Source organism: Yaniella soli (assembly GCF_054782375.1).
Genome location: NZ_BAAGSP010000014.1, coordinates 39,389 through 55,549 on the forward strand (window position 1 = coordinate 39,389; position 16,161 = coordinate 55,549).

The 16,161-nt window shown below is 57.9% G+C and carries 13 protein-coding genes; 2 read left to right on the forward strand and 11 right to left on the reverse strand.

Features of this window, described 5'->3' with window-relative positions:
- Positions 1 to 67: 67 nt before the first annotated feature.
- Positions 68 to 235, reverse strand: a complete 168-nt coding sequence (locus ACYVJT_RS08830) for a hypothetical protein (protein ID WP_343956833.1) — start codon at positions 233 to 235, stop codon at positions 68 to 70.
- A 232-nt stretch (positions 236 to 467) separates the two neighbouring features.
- Between ACYVJT_RS08830 and ACYVJT_RS08835 the strand changes: the two genes are divergently transcribed.
- Positions 468 to 1,490 carry a zinc-dependent alcohol dehydrogenase family protein gene (locus tag ACYVJT_RS08835; RefSeq protein WP_343956834.1) on the forward strand — a complete coding sequence of 341 codons (1,023 nt, stop codon included), beginning with the start codon at positions 468 to 470 and terminating at the stop codon, positions 1,488 to 1,490.
- A 223-nt stretch (positions 1,491 to 1,713) separates the two neighbouring features.
- Here ACYVJT_RS08835 and ACYVJT_RS08840 read toward each other — a convergent pair whose 3' ends face one another.
- Positions 1,714 to 3,084 (reverse strand): aspartate aminotransferase family protein, encoded by a 1,371-nt coding sequence (locus ACYVJT_RS08840; RefSeq protein WP_343956835.1) that lies wholly within the window; start codon positions 3,082 to 3,084, stop codon positions 1,714 to 1,716.
- Between the two features lie 9 nt (positions 3,085 to 3,093).
- Positions 3,094 to 4,590 carry a CoA-acylating methylmalonate-semialdehyde dehydrogenase gene (locus ACYVJT_RS08845; protein WP_343956836.1) on the reverse strand — a complete coding sequence of 499 codons (1,497 nt, stop codon included), beginning with the start codon at positions 4,588 to 4,590 and terminating at the stop codon, positions 3,094 to 3,096.
- Between the two features lie 115 nt (positions 4,591 to 4,705).
- Here ACYVJT_RS08845 and ACYVJT_RS08850 point away from each other — a divergent pair, with 115 nt between their 5' ends.
- Positions 4,706 to 6,307 (forward strand): PucR family transcriptional regulator ligand-binding domain-containing protein, encoded by a 1,602-nt coding sequence (locus ACYVJT_RS08850; RefSeq protein WP_343956837.1) that lies wholly within the window; start codon positions 4,706 to 4,708, stop codon positions 6,305 to 6,307.
- Here ACYVJT_RS08850 and ACYVJT_RS08855 read toward each other — a convergent pair.
- The 8 genes from ACYVJT_RS08855 to ACYVJT_RS08890 all read right to left on the reverse strand — a co-directional run bounded on the left by ACYVJT_RS08855 (position 6,304) and on the right by ACYVJT_RS08890 (position 15,849).
- Positions 6,304 to 7,635 (reverse strand): uracil-xanthine permease family protein, encoded by a 1,332-nt coding sequence (locus tag ACYVJT_RS08855; RefSeq protein WP_343956838.1) that lies wholly within the window; start codon positions 7,633 to 7,635, stop codon positions 6,304 to 6,306. The two genes, ACYVJT_RS08850 and ACYVJT_RS08855, sit on opposite strands and share 4 nt — an antisense overlap.
- Before the next feature lie 38 nt (positions 7,636 to 7,673).
- Positions 7,674 to 8,702: a TIGR03842 family LLM class F420-dependent oxidoreductase gene (locus ACYVJT_RS08860; RefSeq protein WP_343956839.1), complete on the reverse strand. Its 1,029-nt coding sequence runs from the start codon at positions 8,700 to 8,702 to the stop codon at positions 7,674 to 7,676.
- 55 nt (positions 8,703 to 8,757) lie between these two features.
- Positions 8,758 to 10,173: a dihydropyrimidinase gene (hydA, locus tag ACYVJT_RS08865; RefSeq protein WP_343956840.1), complete on the reverse strand. Its 1,416-nt coding sequence runs from the start codon at positions 10,171 to 10,173 to the stop codon at positions 8,758 to 8,760.
- A gap of 61 nt (positions 10,174 to 10,234) precedes the next feature.
- Entirely contained in the window at positions 10,235 to 11,083 is an 849-nt protein-coding gene (locus tag ACYVJT_RS08870; protein ID WP_343956841.1) for a nitrilase-related carbon-nitrogen hydrolase, read from the reverse strand.
- A gap of 35 nt (positions 11,084 to 11,118) precedes the next feature.
- Positions 11,119 to 12,420, reverse strand: coding sequence for a M20 family metallo-hydrolase (locus ACYVJT_RS08875; protein ID WP_343956842.1), 1,302 nt, complete (start codon positions 12,418 to 12,420; stop codon positions 11,119 to 11,121).
- Positions 12,421 to 12,699: 279 nt separating this feature from the next.
- Positions 12,700 to 13,839, reverse strand: a complete 1,140-nt coding sequence (gene dctP, locus ACYVJT_RS08880) for a TRAP transporter substrate-binding protein DctP (protein ID WP_343956844.1) — start codon at positions 13,837 to 13,839, stop codon at positions 12,700 to 12,702.
- Between the two features lie 16 nt (positions 13,840 to 13,855).
- Positions 13,856 to 15,229 (reverse strand): TRAP transporter large permease, encoded by a 1,374-nt coding sequence (locus tag ACYVJT_RS08885; protein WP_343956845.1) that lies wholly within the window; start codon positions 15,227 to 15,229, stop codon positions 13,856 to 13,858.
- Positions 15,226 to 15,849, reverse strand: coding sequence for a TRAP transporter small permease (locus tag ACYVJT_RS08890; RefSeq protein ID WP_343956846.1), 624 nt, complete (start codon positions 15,847 to 15,849; stop codon positions 15,226 to 15,228). Before ACYVJT_RS08890 ends, ACYVJT_RS08885 begins: the two co-directional genes overlap by 4 nt.
- Positions 15,850 to 16,161 lie beyond the last annotated feature (312 nt).

The following is a 16,161-nucleotide window of genomic DNA, read 5'->3' on the forward strand; positions in this document are numbered from 1 at the left end:
GTATGTCTTTCCTCCCAGGTAGCGGAGTTGTCCTAATGTGGAATGACTAGCTGGTTGGCCTTCGGTGCTAGATGAGTCGTTGGCGTGGGCCCTCCAAGCGGGTTACCGAAATTTTGATGTCGTTCATTTCGCTGCGGAGTTGCTGAATATCCTCACGTACCGAGCCGAATTCCTCATGCACTCCCCGGAAGTCTTGGCGGAACTCTCCGCGTATTTCAGCAAAGCAGTCATCCATGCGCCCGATCATTCACGCGAAGCCAGCAAAAAGTCCACCGCCGAGCGTGATGAGCAAACCGGCGGCGGAAATGACGATCGTAAGCGTTTCTACCGACACATACACACTCCTATTCTGCGCCATTGGTCAGCGCCATTCCACGAGACAGGTCCTGACAGACCCTCCCAAGACAGGTTTTCAAGGCGTAGCATCGTCACCAGAACCGTAGACCAACGCTACGAAGGAGGAACCCATGCGCGGAGTAGTGATGCATGGTCCCGGTGATGTCCGGGTCGAAGAACGTGACAATCCAACCATTCAGGAGCCCACCGACGCGGTCATCAAGATCGTCGCCGCTTGTGTATGTGGGTCAGACTTGTGGCCCTATTGGGGCACAGATATTCCGGATCAACAGCTCATGGGCCACGAATATGTTGGCATCGTCGAACAAATTGGCGACGACGTTGAGACCGTACAACCCGGTGATTTCGTTGTCGGCTCGTTCGTGATCTCGGACAATACCTGTGAGATCTGTGCCGCGGGCTATCAATCTCGCTGTGTCAACGCCATTTTTGTCGACGGTAGCATTGGCGCCCAGGCCGAATATGCCCGTATTCCCTATGCCGATGGCACGCTGGTCGCGACTCCGGGTGTGCCCGATGACGATATGATTCCGTCCCTGTTGGCGGCCTCGGATGTGCTCGGAACCGGCTGGTTTGCTGCCCACGCGGCTGAAGTCGGCCCGGGCAAAACGGTTGCCGTGGTTGGCGATGGTGCCGTGGGGCTGATGGGTGTGCTGGCTGCCAAGGAGATGGGCGCCGAACAGATCATCGCGATGAGCAAATACCCGGCACGCCAGGAATTGGCGCGCGAGTTTGGTGCCACCCACATCATCGCAGAGCGCGGTGATGACGGCGTGGCCATGATTAAAGAACTCACCGATGGGCTCGGCGCACACAGCGTCATCGAGGCCGTGGGATCACAAGAATCGATGATGCAGGCGATCCAGTCGACTCGTCCGGGCGGTCACGTGGGCTACGTTGGGGTCTCGCATGATGTTGAACTGCCGGGCGGCGAATTATTCTTCGGGCTGGTCCACTTACACGGTGGTCCCGCTCCGGTGCGGCGGTTTTTGCCCGATCTCGTCCAGAAAATTTGGGACCGCGAGATCGATCCGAGCAAGGTCTTCGATCAAACGATGCCACTGGACCAGGCGGCAGATGCCTACGCGGCGATGGATCAGCGCGAGGCCATCAAAGTCATGCTGAAACCATAAGAACAGGCACAGGAGTACATTCATGACGCTCGAGGATTTGCTCAACACCCGGCTGCCTCAGTGGTCACCAAGGACGTGCCAGAAAAAGCGATTGTGGTTGGTTCCCCGGCAAAAGTCGTGCGATCCGTCGAAGAGTAGCCCTCGAGGTGGACCCCTGACAGAAGTCTGGCGTCGCATCCCGTATTGGGATCACGACGCCAGGCTTCATCGTTGCCGGTATGTGCTAGCCCTGATAGTGCTTGTCGGCCAACGCCAATGCTTCATCGAGGACCGCCAGGCCCTCACGAACCACATCGTCGGCGGTATTGAGCGGTGGCACCACGTGAATGCGGTTGAAGTTGGCAAAGACCAGCAGTCCGAGTTCTTTACACTTGCCGATGACTTCGCCCATCGCCGTTGAGCTGCCACCGTAGGGTGCCAGCGGCTCCTTGGTATCACGGTTGGAGACCAACTCGACGGCCCAGAAGCAGCCAACCCCGCGCACATCTCCGATGGCCGGGTGCTGTTCTTTCATGCGCCGTAGCTCGGGCCCGATGAGGTCGTTGCCCAACCGGGTGGCGTTGTCCAGCATCTGCTCGTTGGTCATCGCCTCGATCGCGCCGACGGCCGCCGCGGTTGCCAGAGGGTGTCCCGAATAGGTCAGCCCGCCCGGATACACGCGGTCGCGAAAGGTGTCATAGATGGCTTCATTGATTACCACACCGCCCAGTGGCACGTAGCCGGAGTTCACACCTTTGGCGAAGGTAATCAGATCCGGGGTGATGTCCCACAGGTCGACCGCGAACCAGGTGCCGGTGCGTCCGAAGCCGGCCATGACCTCATCGGCGATGAAGATGATGCCGTATTTCTCGGTCAGCTCGCGCACCCCGGCCATGTAGCCTTCTGGCGGAACATAGATCCCCGCGGTACCGGGGACCGTTTCAAGGATGAGCGCGGCGATCGTATTTGGGCCCTCGAGGATGATGGTCTGCTCGAGATGCTCCAGGGCCCGCTGGACCTCTTCTTCTTCGGTTTCGGCATTGAAATACGACCGGTAGGGATAGCACGGCATGAAGTGCACGGTGCCCGCGCTCGCCTGATCAATTGGGAGACGACGAGGATCACCGGTGACGTTCATCGCCAGATCCGTCCCACCGTGATACGACCGATAGGCCGAGAGTACCTTGGATTTGCCGGTGTGGAGGCGCGCCATGCGAATCGCGTGCTCGTTGGCATCGGCACCCCCGTTGGTGAAGAACACGTAGTCCATGCCCTGGGGTGCGCGTTCGGCAATCAGCCGTGCAGCCTCGGAGCGTGGTGCTGAGGCGTGGGCAGGCGCAATCGTCGCAATTTTTCCGGCTTGCTCCTGAATAGCCTCGACCACTTTGGGATGCTGGTGGCCGATATTGGTGTTGACCATCTGTGAGGAAAAGTCGATGTAGCGTTTGCCATCGCTGTCCCACACGAATGAGCCCTCGGTTTTGACGACCTTGAAAGGATCCAGCCCGCCTTGGGCAGACCAGGAATGGAACACGTGCTTCCGATCCAAATCATAGGCACGTTCCCCTTCGGCTTTGAGCGCGTCAGTGATCTGTGCAGAATTCGTGACAGTCATGAGTTTCCTTTACTGGTTTTGAGGGAAGCCAAGGTTGATGCCGCCGTGGGAGGGGTCCAACCACCGAGTGGTCACGGCCTTGCCACGGGTAAAGAAGTGCACGCCTTCGGTGCCGTGCGCGTGGGTGTCGCCGAATAGCGAGTTCTTCCAGCCACCGAACGAATAATAGGCCATGGGAACCGGGATCGGAACGTTGACGCCGATCATCCCCACTTCGACCTCGTTTTCGAAGCGACGAGCTGCACCACCATCGTTGGTAAAGATTGCTGTGCCGTTGCCGTACGGGTTGGCGTTGATCAGTTCCAGACCCTCGTCGTAAGTATCGACGCGCAGGACGACCAACACGGGGCCGAAGATCTCGTCGGTGTAGATGCTCATATCGGTGGTGGCATGATCGAACAGCGTTGGGCCCAAGAAGAAGCCGTTGCCGTCAGCATCGTATTCTCCTTCACGACCATCCACGACGACGGTAGCGCCTTCTTGTTCACCGGCATCGACGTAGCCGGCAACCTTATCGCGGTGCTCGGAGGTGACCAGCGGTCCCATATCGGTGCCGCGAGTACCATCACCGGTATTTAGTTTGCGCGCGCGTTCGGCAATCTTATCGACGACTTCATCGGCCACATCGCCGACGACCACGAGTGCGGAGATGGCCATGCAACGTTCCCCGGCAGAGCCGAAGCCTGCGTTGATGGCGTTATCGGCGACCAAGTCCAAGTCGGCGTCGGGGAGGACCAGCATGTGGTTCTTCGCGCCGCCCAGTGCCTGGACGCGTTTGCCGTGTGACGTCGCGGTTTCGTAGACGTATTTGGCGATCGGGGTCGAGCCGACAAACGAGACCGACTTGATGTCATCGTGCTCCAACAGCGCGTCGACGGCAGGCTTGCCACCGTGGACGACGTTGAAGACGCCCTCGGGCAGGCCGGCTTCTTTCCACAGCTCGGCTTCCCAGTTGACGGCTGACGGATCTTTTTCGGATGGTTTGATGACGACGGTGTTGCCCGCGGCGATGGCGATTGGGAAGAACCACATCGGCACCATGGCCGGGAAGTTGAACGGCGAGATGATGGCGACCGGGCCCAGCGGTTGACGCTTCGAATGGACATCGACGTTGGTGGAAGCGTTTTCGGTGAAGCTGCCCTTCAACAGGTGGGGCATGTTGCACGCGAACTCAACGACCTCGAGCCCACGGGAGACCTCACCCAGCGCATCATCGAGTACTTTGCCATGCTCGGCGGTGATGAGTTGTGCGAGCTCTTCTTTGCGTTCATTGAGCAGTTCACGGTAGCGGAACAAAACCTGGGTGCGCTTGGACAGCGAGGTGTCGCGCCATGTTGGAAATGCTGCTTTTGCGGCGGCGACGGCTTCATCAACGGTGGCGTTGCCGGCCATCGCGACCTGACCGGACACCTCACCGGTGGCCGGGTTGGTGACATCAGTGCGTTCGACCGTCGTCTCGGCACCTTCGGTATAGGCGTTGTTGATCCAATGATTAATAGTGTTCATGCAGATGCATCCTTTGCTCGCAGAAGGTCCAGTACCCTTCACTTTGCCCCGTGGGAGTCGCACATAACAGAGACAGCTTGTATGCGTTTTATCCATATGCCATTACACTGTGTATATGCTCCATGTCACAGTCGGTCAGGTCGTCGGTCTCGATATTTTCCAAGAGGGCCACCCTGAACTGCTTTCTCAACCAGTCGCCGGTGCCCAGGACGAGTTGGTGCGTTGGATGCACATTCTGGAGACGGAACGCCCAGAGGGGTTGCTACCCGGTGGGGAGTTTGTACTCACCACCGCGACGTTTTTGGATCGGGCAGCCGGGGGAGTTCAAGGCGGGGTGGCGGCAGCAAACCGTTTCCTGGACACCATTGAGCAGACGGGGGCGGTGGCCGTCGCAGCAGAAATCCTCCCGGGTAGAGAACACATCGCGAACATACTCGCCGCGGCTGCTCGTCATCGACGTTTTCCCATTTACCTTTTGCCCGGTCGCATTCGCTTCGTGGAACTGACTCAGACCATCCACGAAAATATTGCTGCCGCACGATTTCATGAGATCGAAACAGATCGCCAAATCCACGAAACCTTTACCAGGCTGTCGGTTGGTTCAGCCTCGACCGATCGCATCGTGACCGAAGCAACGACGCTGCTCGGGTGTCAGGTCAAGTGGGAAACCGCCGAGGCGAAGAGCGATACCGTCGTCGTGGCGGAACATCCCGTGGTGGCCGGTGACGAAACCCTGGGGCGGTTGATCATCGTGGAGGGGTGCCAAGCGGATGCTTCTTTGGTCACCACCGTGCTGGAACGCGCCGCCCAAGCTCTCTCGATCTCCGTGTTAGCCAAGCGCTCGCAGGATGAGATCCGCAGGTCGACGGCTTCGTCGTTGTTCTATCAGCTTCGTGGTGGCACGGACTTATCTGAAGAGGAAGTGCTCTGGCGCCTCACCGAGACATCGGGGCGTCATGTGTTGTCCGAGGTGAAGTGGTTTCCGATGGTCGTGCGCATTCTGGGCGAAGACGCCGGCGAGGAGCTATTGAACCGGTGGTCGGGCATGCTGTTGGACGTGTTGGACAGCGTCGGGGATTCGCAGAAGGTATCGGTCTTTGCTGCCCGAAGTGAAATCGGTGTGGTCGATGTGCTGCTTCCGTTGGCCGATCCGGCAGCCCTGTCGAGTTTTGTGGAGGCGACTCGCGCCCGGTTTAGCGCCAGGCTTCGGGGACGAGGCGGGCTCGTGGCAGGGCTCGCATCGGAAGCGCCCTCAGCCAAAGCAGCGGTTGAACAGCTGTCGAATGCCGCCCAAATCGCTCAGGCTGCCCAAGCGTATGTTAAAGCAACGGGCCAGTCCCGCGCGTATTTTTTCGCCAAAGACTTGGGGTTGCGCGGTCTGCTGGCGACGCTGCAGGACGACGATCAACTCGTGGCGTTTGTTGCAACCGAATTGGCTGGCTTATCGAACAGCACTGGAAGCCGGCAGAGCTTCGAGAGCCGACTCGATTTCCTCGAGGCCGTGTTGACCTCGCATAATAAGGCCCAGCTTGCCCGCTCCCGCCACATGTCCAGGCCGGCGTTGTATTCGCAAATCAAACGACTGGAAACCGTGCTCGGGTATAGCTTGGAGGATGATGCCGAACAAAACACCGCTCTGCATTTGGCCGTGATGGCATATCGTATGAACCCCAACACGATGTATGGGGTCTTACACAGCCGCAGCACTGCCGGTTAGGCTTTGTCCATTTCTTGTTCGACGGCGTGCTGTGATGCGATGCGTGTGCCTCGTGCTTTGCCGATACTGTTCATCACGTGATAGATCGCAAGGGCTGCGAAACTTCCGATGGCGATGCCTTCGAAGACGATTTCCCCGAAGACCATGGTGAAGTTTGCCACCGAGATGATCAGTGGTACACCGCCGACCGCGAGGTTGATTGGGTCGGCGAAATCGACGCCATTTTGCATCCAAATGCGGACACCCAGAATCGCAATCATGCCGTACAGAACCGTGCCGGCTCCGCCGAGGACCCCTTGTGGCAGCGTGGCGATCAGCGCACCGAATTTCGGTAGCAGGGCCAGACCGATAGCGAAGAAGCCGGCAACCCAGTAGGCGGCGGTGGAATACACGCGGGACGCAGCCATCACACCAATGTTCTCAGCGTAGGTGGTGGTTCCGATACCGCCCCCGGCGCCGGCCACCACGGTAGCGGCACCGTCGGCCAGCAACGCACGACCAACGACAGGGTCTAGGTCCCGTTTGGTCATGACTTCGACGGATTTCACGTGTCCATAGTTCTCAGCGATCAACACGAGTACCACGGGAACGAAGAGCCCGACGACGCCGATATGAAACGTCGGAGCGGTGAATTCGGGCAGCCCAAACCAGGCGGCTTCACCAACCGGTGCAAAATCCACCTCGCCGAGTATGACCGCCACAATGTAGCCGACCACCACACCGACCAAGACGGACAACCGGCCCAAGATGCCACGGAAGAGAACACCCGCGATGAGCATGGCCGCGATCGTCACGGTGGCGGTCACTGGCCCCGCGTTGACGTTGTCCCAGGCGCTCGGCGCCAGGTTCAAACCAATGAGTGCGACCACTGAACCGGTGACCACAGGCGGCATGATGAGTTCGATCCACTTCGCCCCGGCGAAATGGACGACGACCCCGACGAGCGCCAGTGTCGCACCGGTCATGATGACACCACCCACGGCGCCGCCCATGCCGTAGGTGCCGACTGAAGCCATGATCGGTGCAATGAATGCAAACGATGGCCCCAAATATGATGGGACTTTCCCGGCGGTGATGATCAAAAACAGGATCGTACCGATACCCGAGAAGAATATGACGGTTGTGGGTGGGAACCCGGTGATCAGTGGGACGAGGACGGTTGCACCGAACATGGCCACGACATGCTGCATGCCGATACCCAAGGTGCGGAACCAGCCCAAGCGTTCGTCGGGAGCTACCACGTCTCCCGGTGTCACGGTTTTTCCGTCGCCGTGAAGTTTCCAACCGAGACCGGGGATAATTTGCCGAGGCTTTGAGTTTGTACTCATGAGGATCAACTTCCTTCGTGCCTGCCTAAGGCAAGGCCTTATGATGTGGCCTGGATGTGCTCGGCAAACTCGGGGATGACCGATTCACCGTAGACGCGCAGCGTCTCTTCTTTATTATCGTGGTCCAAATATCCGGCGAACTGGGTCATGCCGAGCTCTTCGAGCTGCTTGAGTTTTGCGATGTGTTCTTCCACGGTGCCGATCATGCAGAACCGTTCTACGATCTCATCGGGCACAAAATCCACGTGGCTATTCCCTGATCGGCCGTGTTCGTTGTAGTCGTAGTCTTGGCGACCCTTGATGTAATCGGTCAAGGCACGGGGGACCTCGCTGTCCGAACCGTAGCGGGACACAATATCGGCGACGTGGTTGCCGACCATCCCACCGAACCAGCGACATTGCTCAATCGCGTGCTCACGAGATTCCTGGGTGCCGTCAGTGATGTAGAACGGTGCGGCGACACAGAAGGCGATGTCATCGGGGTTGCGTCCGGCATTGGCTGCGGCTTCGCGGACGGTCTTGATCATCCATGCGGCAATTTCGACGTCGCCACACTGCAGAATGAAGCCATCGCCGACTTCTCCGGCGATAGCTAGCGCCTTGGGACCGTAGGCGCCGACCCAGACTTCTGTCTCAGATTTTTGTGACCATGGAAACCGGATGGTGGCATCATTAATTTCCGTGGCACGAGAGTTCGACAGGTCCTTGATGACCTCGATGGAGCGACGGAACTCTTGCATGCCGACGGGCTTTTTCTTCATGACTCGCAGCGACGAGTCGCCACGACCGATACCGCAGATGGTGCGATTGCCGAAGTGGTGGTTCAGCGTTGCAAAGGTCGAGGCTGTCACGGTCACATCGCGGGTGGCCGGGTTAGTCACCATGGGACCGACCGTCAACCGGCTGGTCCGATCTAAGATCAGCGAGTGCACCACGTATGGCTCGAGCCAGAGGATGTGGGAATCATAGGTCCAAAAGTGACTGAATTTGTGCTCTTCAGCCTGTTGCGCCAAAGAGATGATGCGGGCTGCGGGGGCATTGACTTGTGCGACGGCTCCAAAATCCATGAGATTGGCTCCTTTTCATTTGCAGGGTGTGGGCAGTGAGAGGGATGAATCGGGTTTAGATGAGTGCTTGGCTGAGGCCACGTTTGATGAACTGTCCATGGCTCTTGGTGCCGTGGTATTGACCATCCGAGATCAGTACTTTGCCCCGGGACATGGTGACATCGACGTGGCCTTCGATTTCAAAGCCTTCCCAGGCCGAGTAGTCCATATTCATGTGGTGTGTTTTCTCAACGCCAATGGACGTGTGTCCATTCGGGTCGTAGATGACGATGTCGGCGTCTGCTCCGGGTTGGATGACGCCTTTTTTGCCGTACATGCCGAACATCCTGGCAGGCGTCGTGGAGATCAGTTCGACCCAGCGTGGCAGGGAGATGCGTCCGTCGACCACACCCTGGTAGAGCAGATCGACCCGGTGTTCGATGGAGCCGATGCCATTGGGGATGGACCGGAAGTCATCTTTGCCGAGTTCCTTTTGGTCTTTCATACAGAATGGGCAGTGGTCGGTCGAGACCATCTGCAGGTCGTTGGTCCGCAGGCCCTGCCACATAGCGTCCTGGTGGCCTTCGCTTTCGGCACGCAGTGGAGTGGAGCATACCCACTTTGCGCCTTCGAAATCTCCCCATTGCTCGGAGCTGGCGCCCAATTGCTTTTCGAGTGACAGATAGAGATACTGCGGGCAGGTTTCAGCAAACACGTTCTTGCCTTTATCACGGGCCCAAGCGATCTGTTCCAGCGCCTGTTTGGCACCTACATGGACGATGTACAGTGGGGTGTCGGTCAGATCGGCCAGCATGATGGCCCGGTGGGTGGCTTCTTCTTCCATCTGCCAGGCGCGGGCAAGGCCGTGATAATACGGGGTGGACTTGCCCTGGGCCACGAGCTGTTCGGCAAGGACGTCGATGGCCGGGCCGTTTTCTGCGTGCATCATGGTCATCATGCCCAGCTCGCGGGCTTTTTGCATGGCCCGCACTATTTGGGCGTCATCAGCGTAGAAAACCCCGGGGTAGGCCATGAACATTTTATACGAGCTGACGCCTTCATCGACCAGCGATTCCATGGCCTTGAGCGACTCGTCGTCGACACCACCGATGACCTGGTGGAAACTGTAATCCACCGCGCTGTTGCCTGCTGCCAGCCCGTGCCAGGTTTCTAAGGCGTCTTGGACACGTTCGCCCTGTTTTTGGATGGCAAAGTCGATAATGCTGGTGGTACCACCCCAGGCGGCCGCGCGAGTACCGGTTTCAAACGTGTCGCTGGCATAGGTGCCGCCGAACGGCATTTCCATATGCGTGTGGGCGTCGATGCCACCCGGGACGACGTATTTTCCGGCAGCATTGATGACGTGGTCAGCTTGCACGTCCGTGGTGCCGGGGCTGAAGAGGGCGACGATCTTCTCAGCGTCGACGAGTACATCGGCTTGTGCGGTTCCGGTCGCATTGATCACGGTTCCGTTGGTGATCAGAGTCTTCATAGGTTTTTCTCCTTGTGGCCAGAGTGGGTTTCAAAGTGTTGTGCTCAGTGAGCTGCTCCGTTTACGGTGCGACGATCGCGTCATAGGTGTCTGGGCGACGGTCGCGGTAGAACTGCCATTCGTTGCGTGCTTCTCGCACCAGGTCCATATCCAAATCGCGCACCAGCAGGCCTTCTTCTTGGGTCGAGCCGCGCTCTCCGACGTCGTTGCCTCGGGGATCGGCCACGTAGGAGCTACCGTAGAAGTCCACGGCCAGCTCACCGTACTCGTTGTCCTCGCGACCGACTCGGTTGGGGACCACCACAAAGTAGCCGTTGGCTGCTGCCGCGGTGGGCTGTTCCAACTCCCAGAGACGGTTCGATAAACCGGGTTTTGCCGCATTGGGGTTAAACACAATTTGGGCGCCTGCCAACCCGAGCATCCGCCATCCTTCAGGGAAGTGACGGTCGTAGCAGATGGCGACCCCGATTTTGCCGATGGCGGTATCAAAGACTGGCCATCCGAGGTTGCCGGGACGGAAGTAGAACTTTTCGTAGAAGTTATCGACGTGCGGGATATGATTTTTGCGGTAGGTGCCCACGATCGAACCATCCGAGTCCACAACCACAGCAGAGTTGTAGTAGACGCCGGGTTGTTCTTCTTCGTAGATCGGTAGGATCATGACTAATGAGAGCTCTTTTGCCAAGGCAGCGAAGCGGGTGACGATCGGCCCATCAGCCGGCTCCGCCAGGTCGTAGTATTTACGTTCTTCTGTGATCCCGAAGTAGGGGCCGTAGAAGAGTTCTTGGAAACAGATCGCTTGAGCACCTTCGGCAGCGGCACGGCGCGCGAAATCCTCGTGCTTGTCCAGCATGGATTCTTGATCGCCGGTCCAGGTGGTTTGACTCAACGCTACGCGTACTGTGTTCATGGACGCTCCTTTCGTGGAGAACATTGGGTGTGTGGTTATTCAGTCAGTGAGCCGCCGGGTTCGACCTCTGCTAATTCACCGCTGATCATGCGGGAGACCAGATTCGTGAGCACTCTCAAGCCGGTGACGAGGTCCTCGTCGGATGTGAATTCACGTTCGCAATGTGAGACGCCGTCGACGGAGGGGACGAATAACATCACGCTTGGGGTGACCCGATTGAGCGCGACCGAGTCGTGTCCGGCCAGGGTGGCCATCACACGCGACTCTTCGCCCTCGTCGATGGCGGCTTTTTCGCCCAGTGCCACCGCGTCCTCGGGGAAGCGTTGAACCGGGCGAATATCAAAGTCTTCAGCATCAATGGTGACCGAGCGTCTGGTGGCTAATCGATCCATCCGCTCAAGCAGCAGGGTTCGTGCACGCAGCACGTCTGCTTTGTCGTCGGCACGGATGTCGACCACGAGATCTACTTGACGCGGCACGACGATGGGGGAGTTCGGTTCGACATCGAATTTACCGACCGAGGTGACAATTGTTTCGGGCTCGAAGTCGTCGACGAGTTCTTCGACCATGATCACCACGTGTGACGCGGCCACGAGTGCATCGCGACGATCCGACATCAGCGTGGCACCGGTATGGGATTGTTCGCCGGTGACGGTGACTAGCAGTTTCTGGGTGTACCAACTGCGGTCTACGACCCCGATGGGTATGCCAGCACGTTCCAGCCGTCTGCCCTGCTCGATATGGATCTCCGCGTACCCAGCGACGGGCAGGTCGATCGCGGTTCCGCGTCGCTTCGTGTGGGTGAGGGCCTCTTCGACGGTCACACCGTCCGGGTCCGTGGTTTGCAGAGTTTTTTCGAGGTCGAATAAGCCAACAAACACCGAACTGCCCATAATCGATGGCGGGAACCGGCTACCTTCTTCGTTGAACCAGTCGACGACGGCAATGTTTGTTTGTGGGGCAATGAGCTCGTCGGTGACGGCTTGATCGACCGCCGATGCCGCATGGAGCGCCGCGATCACACCGTAGGTGCCGTCAAATCGTCCGCCCAGCGGCTGGCTATCCAGATGGGATCCGACGAGCACGAAGGGGGCACCTGGCACCCATTCTTTGAGGGCAAAGATATTGCCGATTTCATCGGTGACGACGTTGAAACCTCGCGCGACCGCCTGTTCTTCGATCCAATCTCGTACCGCGCCGTGTTCGTCACTGCCGGCTTGGCGATCAATCCCGTTCTTGTCCGTCGCGCCGTAGATGGTGGTGTGGTGAAAATCTGATAGGAACCGCTCGGCGTCGAGCCCGAATCGTGTGGAGTTATTGTTGGAGGTGTTGGTCAAGGTGTCTTCCTACATTCTCTGGCGGGCCGAAGAAAGTGTCCTTCGCGAAGGCGCGGAGCAGATACGCGCTTTTTCATATCTCCGGCCGGGTGCGTTATTTACTATCTGACACCCATACTCGCGTAAGTGAGATGTGAATCACAGTGACAAGGTGTAAGACTTCATTCAAGGATTTCTTACATACTGTTCTGCGTATGCTGCCGTTAAATACTTGTGGGGACGAACCTCAAAAGGTTCATCCCCACAAGTGGTGTGCTAGCTATTCGCTAGGTGTGTGTTTTAGCTGTTCTGTTCCTGCCAGGTGTCGGCACAGGCGATCCCAGCGTCAACTGGGTTCTCTTCAGACTCGTGGCTTTCGTATGCGGCGACATATTCATCGAGGTATGCTTCCGCGTCAGTGAAGTTGTAGTCTTCCATGATTTCCAACCACGCTGCTTGGGCTTCGTCGCCGGCCAGATCTTCCCATGCTTGAGTTTCTTCTTCAGGCCATGAAGAGAAGTTCTCGACGTCAGGGGAGTCGAGCATGCCCTGGCAGACCTCTTCGAGGGCGCCGTTGGAGGTCGCGATGATTTCACCCTGGTTGAATTCTTGGGTGACGCCATCAACGGTTTCCTGGAGTTCTGGAGTCAAGGAATCGTAGGCGTCCTTGTTCCACCACATACCGTAAGCGGTGTACTGACCCAGGCCTGGGTCAACCCAGTATGGGAGCTGTTCGGTGATGTTGTAGTTCACTGCGAAGTCCAATGACGAGGCGACGGAGTCGATGACGCCACGCTGCAATGATTCGTAGGTTTCAGCTGCGGTGATCGCGTTGACGTTGATGCCAGCTGCTTCCAGTGTGCGCTGCGTGACCGGACCGGCGGCGCGAGCGGACATGCCGTTCACGGCTTCCAGGCTTTCAATTGGTTCATCTGAGCCCAGCAGCAATGCACCGACTGGCCATGCACCAATGTATTCCAGGTTGGCGTTTTCCAGCTCCTGGCTGGCTGGTTCGTAGTTGTTGTGCACGTCGTAGAGTGCTTCAACCGAAGCCTGGATGTCGTTGTTCAAGAACGAGATTGACATGACCGACAAGGTTGGCAGCAGGTGCGGGGTGTAGTCGGTGACGGTGACGCCAATGTCGGCGCGACCATCGCTGACACAGTCAGCAACTTCATCCATGGCACAGGTCGCTTCGAAGCTGGTGCGTTCGAAAGTGATCTGTCCGTCGGATGCCTCTTCGACGGCGTCCATGTATGCTTCGGAAACCGCAGCGTGTGGTGTGCCGTCAAGCGCACCATTGGCCTGGGTGAACTCGAAGGTTTCGCCGGAGCCACCGCCTTGGTCTACGACGCCGTCACCGCAGGCGGTGAGCGCGAGGGCGCCGGCTGCAGCAACAGCTGCCAGCTTCCCTAAGCGAGGTGTGAGTGATTTTTTCATTGTTGAGTTTGCCTTCCTAATTTTGAACCAAACTTGGCAGGTACAAGATGATGTCGGGGACGAAGAAGAAGATTGCGATCAACACCAGGTCGATCACAAAGAATGGCATGATGCCACGGAAGACAGTTTCTGAGCGAACGCCCGTGGTGCCAGAGACCACGAATGCGTTGATGCCTACAGGTGGTGTGACCATGCCAATTTCAATGAACTTGACGATCAGAATGCCCAACCAGATCGGGTCGAATCCGAATTCCAGGGCAACTGGCAACAGGAGGGGTACGGAAATCATCAGCAATGACAGTGATTCCAGCACCATGCCCAGTGGCACCAGGCTCAGAAGCAAGATGAGCATGACCAGGGTCGGTGACATGTCCCATGACAGCACGGTCTCCGTGATCATGTTTGGTACCCGTGCCGCGATGAAGAATGCGGTGAGAATACCGGAGCCGATCACAATGAAGAACACCATGGCCGTCGTCGAAGCCGTGGCCTCGAGCGCGCCCTTGATGCCTTGGCCAATGCCTTTAAGGCCCTCTTTGCGCAGCTCGAACAGCAGAATGATGACCGCGGCGATCGCGCCAAATGCGGCGGATTCGGTCGCGGTGAAAATACCGGAGTACATGCCGCCCAGCACAATAGTGAACAGGATGACGACGTAGACCAGACCGCGCCATGGCAGTTTGCTCAACGCGGTTTTTTCTTTTTGTGCGGTCGTGATCTCCGAAGCCTGATGCAGGGCGTCGTGGACGCTATCGGCCTGGGTAACAACCTTGCCTTCGCGCCGCATCCGCCAGCCGGCAAACATGATCCATAGTGAGTAGGCGATAGCCGACAGTACACCCGGGACTATACCGGCGGCCAGCATTTCGCCAACAGATTGCTGAGCGAGGATCGCGTAGAGCACCAGGAATGTGGACGGCGGGATCATCGAGCCCAACGTACCCGCGACGGCGACCAGCGCGGTGGCCATGGAGGCGGGGTAACCGGCGGCGCGCATTTCCGATACCGAGAGGCGAGCCATGGTGGCCGCGGTCCCGATGGAGGAACCGGACACGGCTGAGAAGCCTGCAGAAGCCACAACGGTGGCAATACCGAGTCCACCTGGGAATCGTCCCAGGACGCGGTCGGCAATTTTGAAGACGTAGTCCGCCACGTGCGCACGGACCGCAAACATCCCCATCAAGATGAACATCGGAATGATGGTCAGCGAGAAGGTCGCCGTTTGGGAAAATGGTATCGCCCCGAGTTCGAGTGTGGTGTGGTTGAACCCGCGCAACAGGAGCAGCCCGATTGCACCAGAGACACCCAGTGATACTGCTACCGGCACTCGCAACAACAGCAGGGCCAGCATCAGGATCAAAACAATAGCGATTACAGCACCAACTGTCATGAGTTTCGCTCTCCTTTAGTGGCCTTGTCATCGGCGGTGGGTGTTTCGCCCACCATGGCCGATTCTGGTTGTGCGGTGGGTTGGTTGTCGTCGGGAAGAGTTTCGTCAGCCAGGGCGGCTTCGATCTCATCGGCAAAGCCCATGGGGCCTTTGCCAGTCAGGATGCGTACCAGGTTGAGGATTGCGACGATGAATAGCGAGATGAGTCCGATGGTGAGCACCCAACGCATTGGATACATCGGCCACTGCACCAGCCCGAAGCGCGTTTCTGATGATTGGGTCGAGTCGATCGAGCGCAGGATGTTCGCATAGGACAACCATGCGGTGTAGATCGCTACGACAGTCCACACGAAAATGTGGATAATTTTTGTCCAGGTTGCGTTGAAGCGGTCTGTCAGTAGTGTCACCGCAACGTGCTCGCCATTGACGCCGGCCCAGGCCAGCCCAAAGGCAACGGCGGTGACCATCGCGGTTTCTGCGATTTCGATCATGCCTCCCAGTGAAGCGCCCGTGGCGTTCCGGACAAACACGTCGATCGTGATCGCAATGACCATGATCACGATGGCAGACGCTGAAAGCACGGCAAGCACCCGGGCCATACCGCGAATCAGTTTTTCCATGATGAGTTTCCTTAGTGCTCGAATTCTTCGTGCCTCGAGAGGTGTTGAGAGTCGACAGTCTCTTGACGCACGCTGTGTGGTGAGCTATTTCACAGCAAAGTGAAGCTGGGAAAATCATATACGAAACTGATCATTTGTGCAGCCCCGCCGGTCGTGTGAGCTAGTCCTGTGCCACGGTGATGCACCTCGAGTTCGTATACGATCTGCGCCACAGTGCGCTTCGAAAGAATATTGTGATGTTGGCGACAAGGCTGCTGTTGACCCTGACATGTTTCCTGTCAGCATAATGTAAGACTCATATGGTGTTCTATG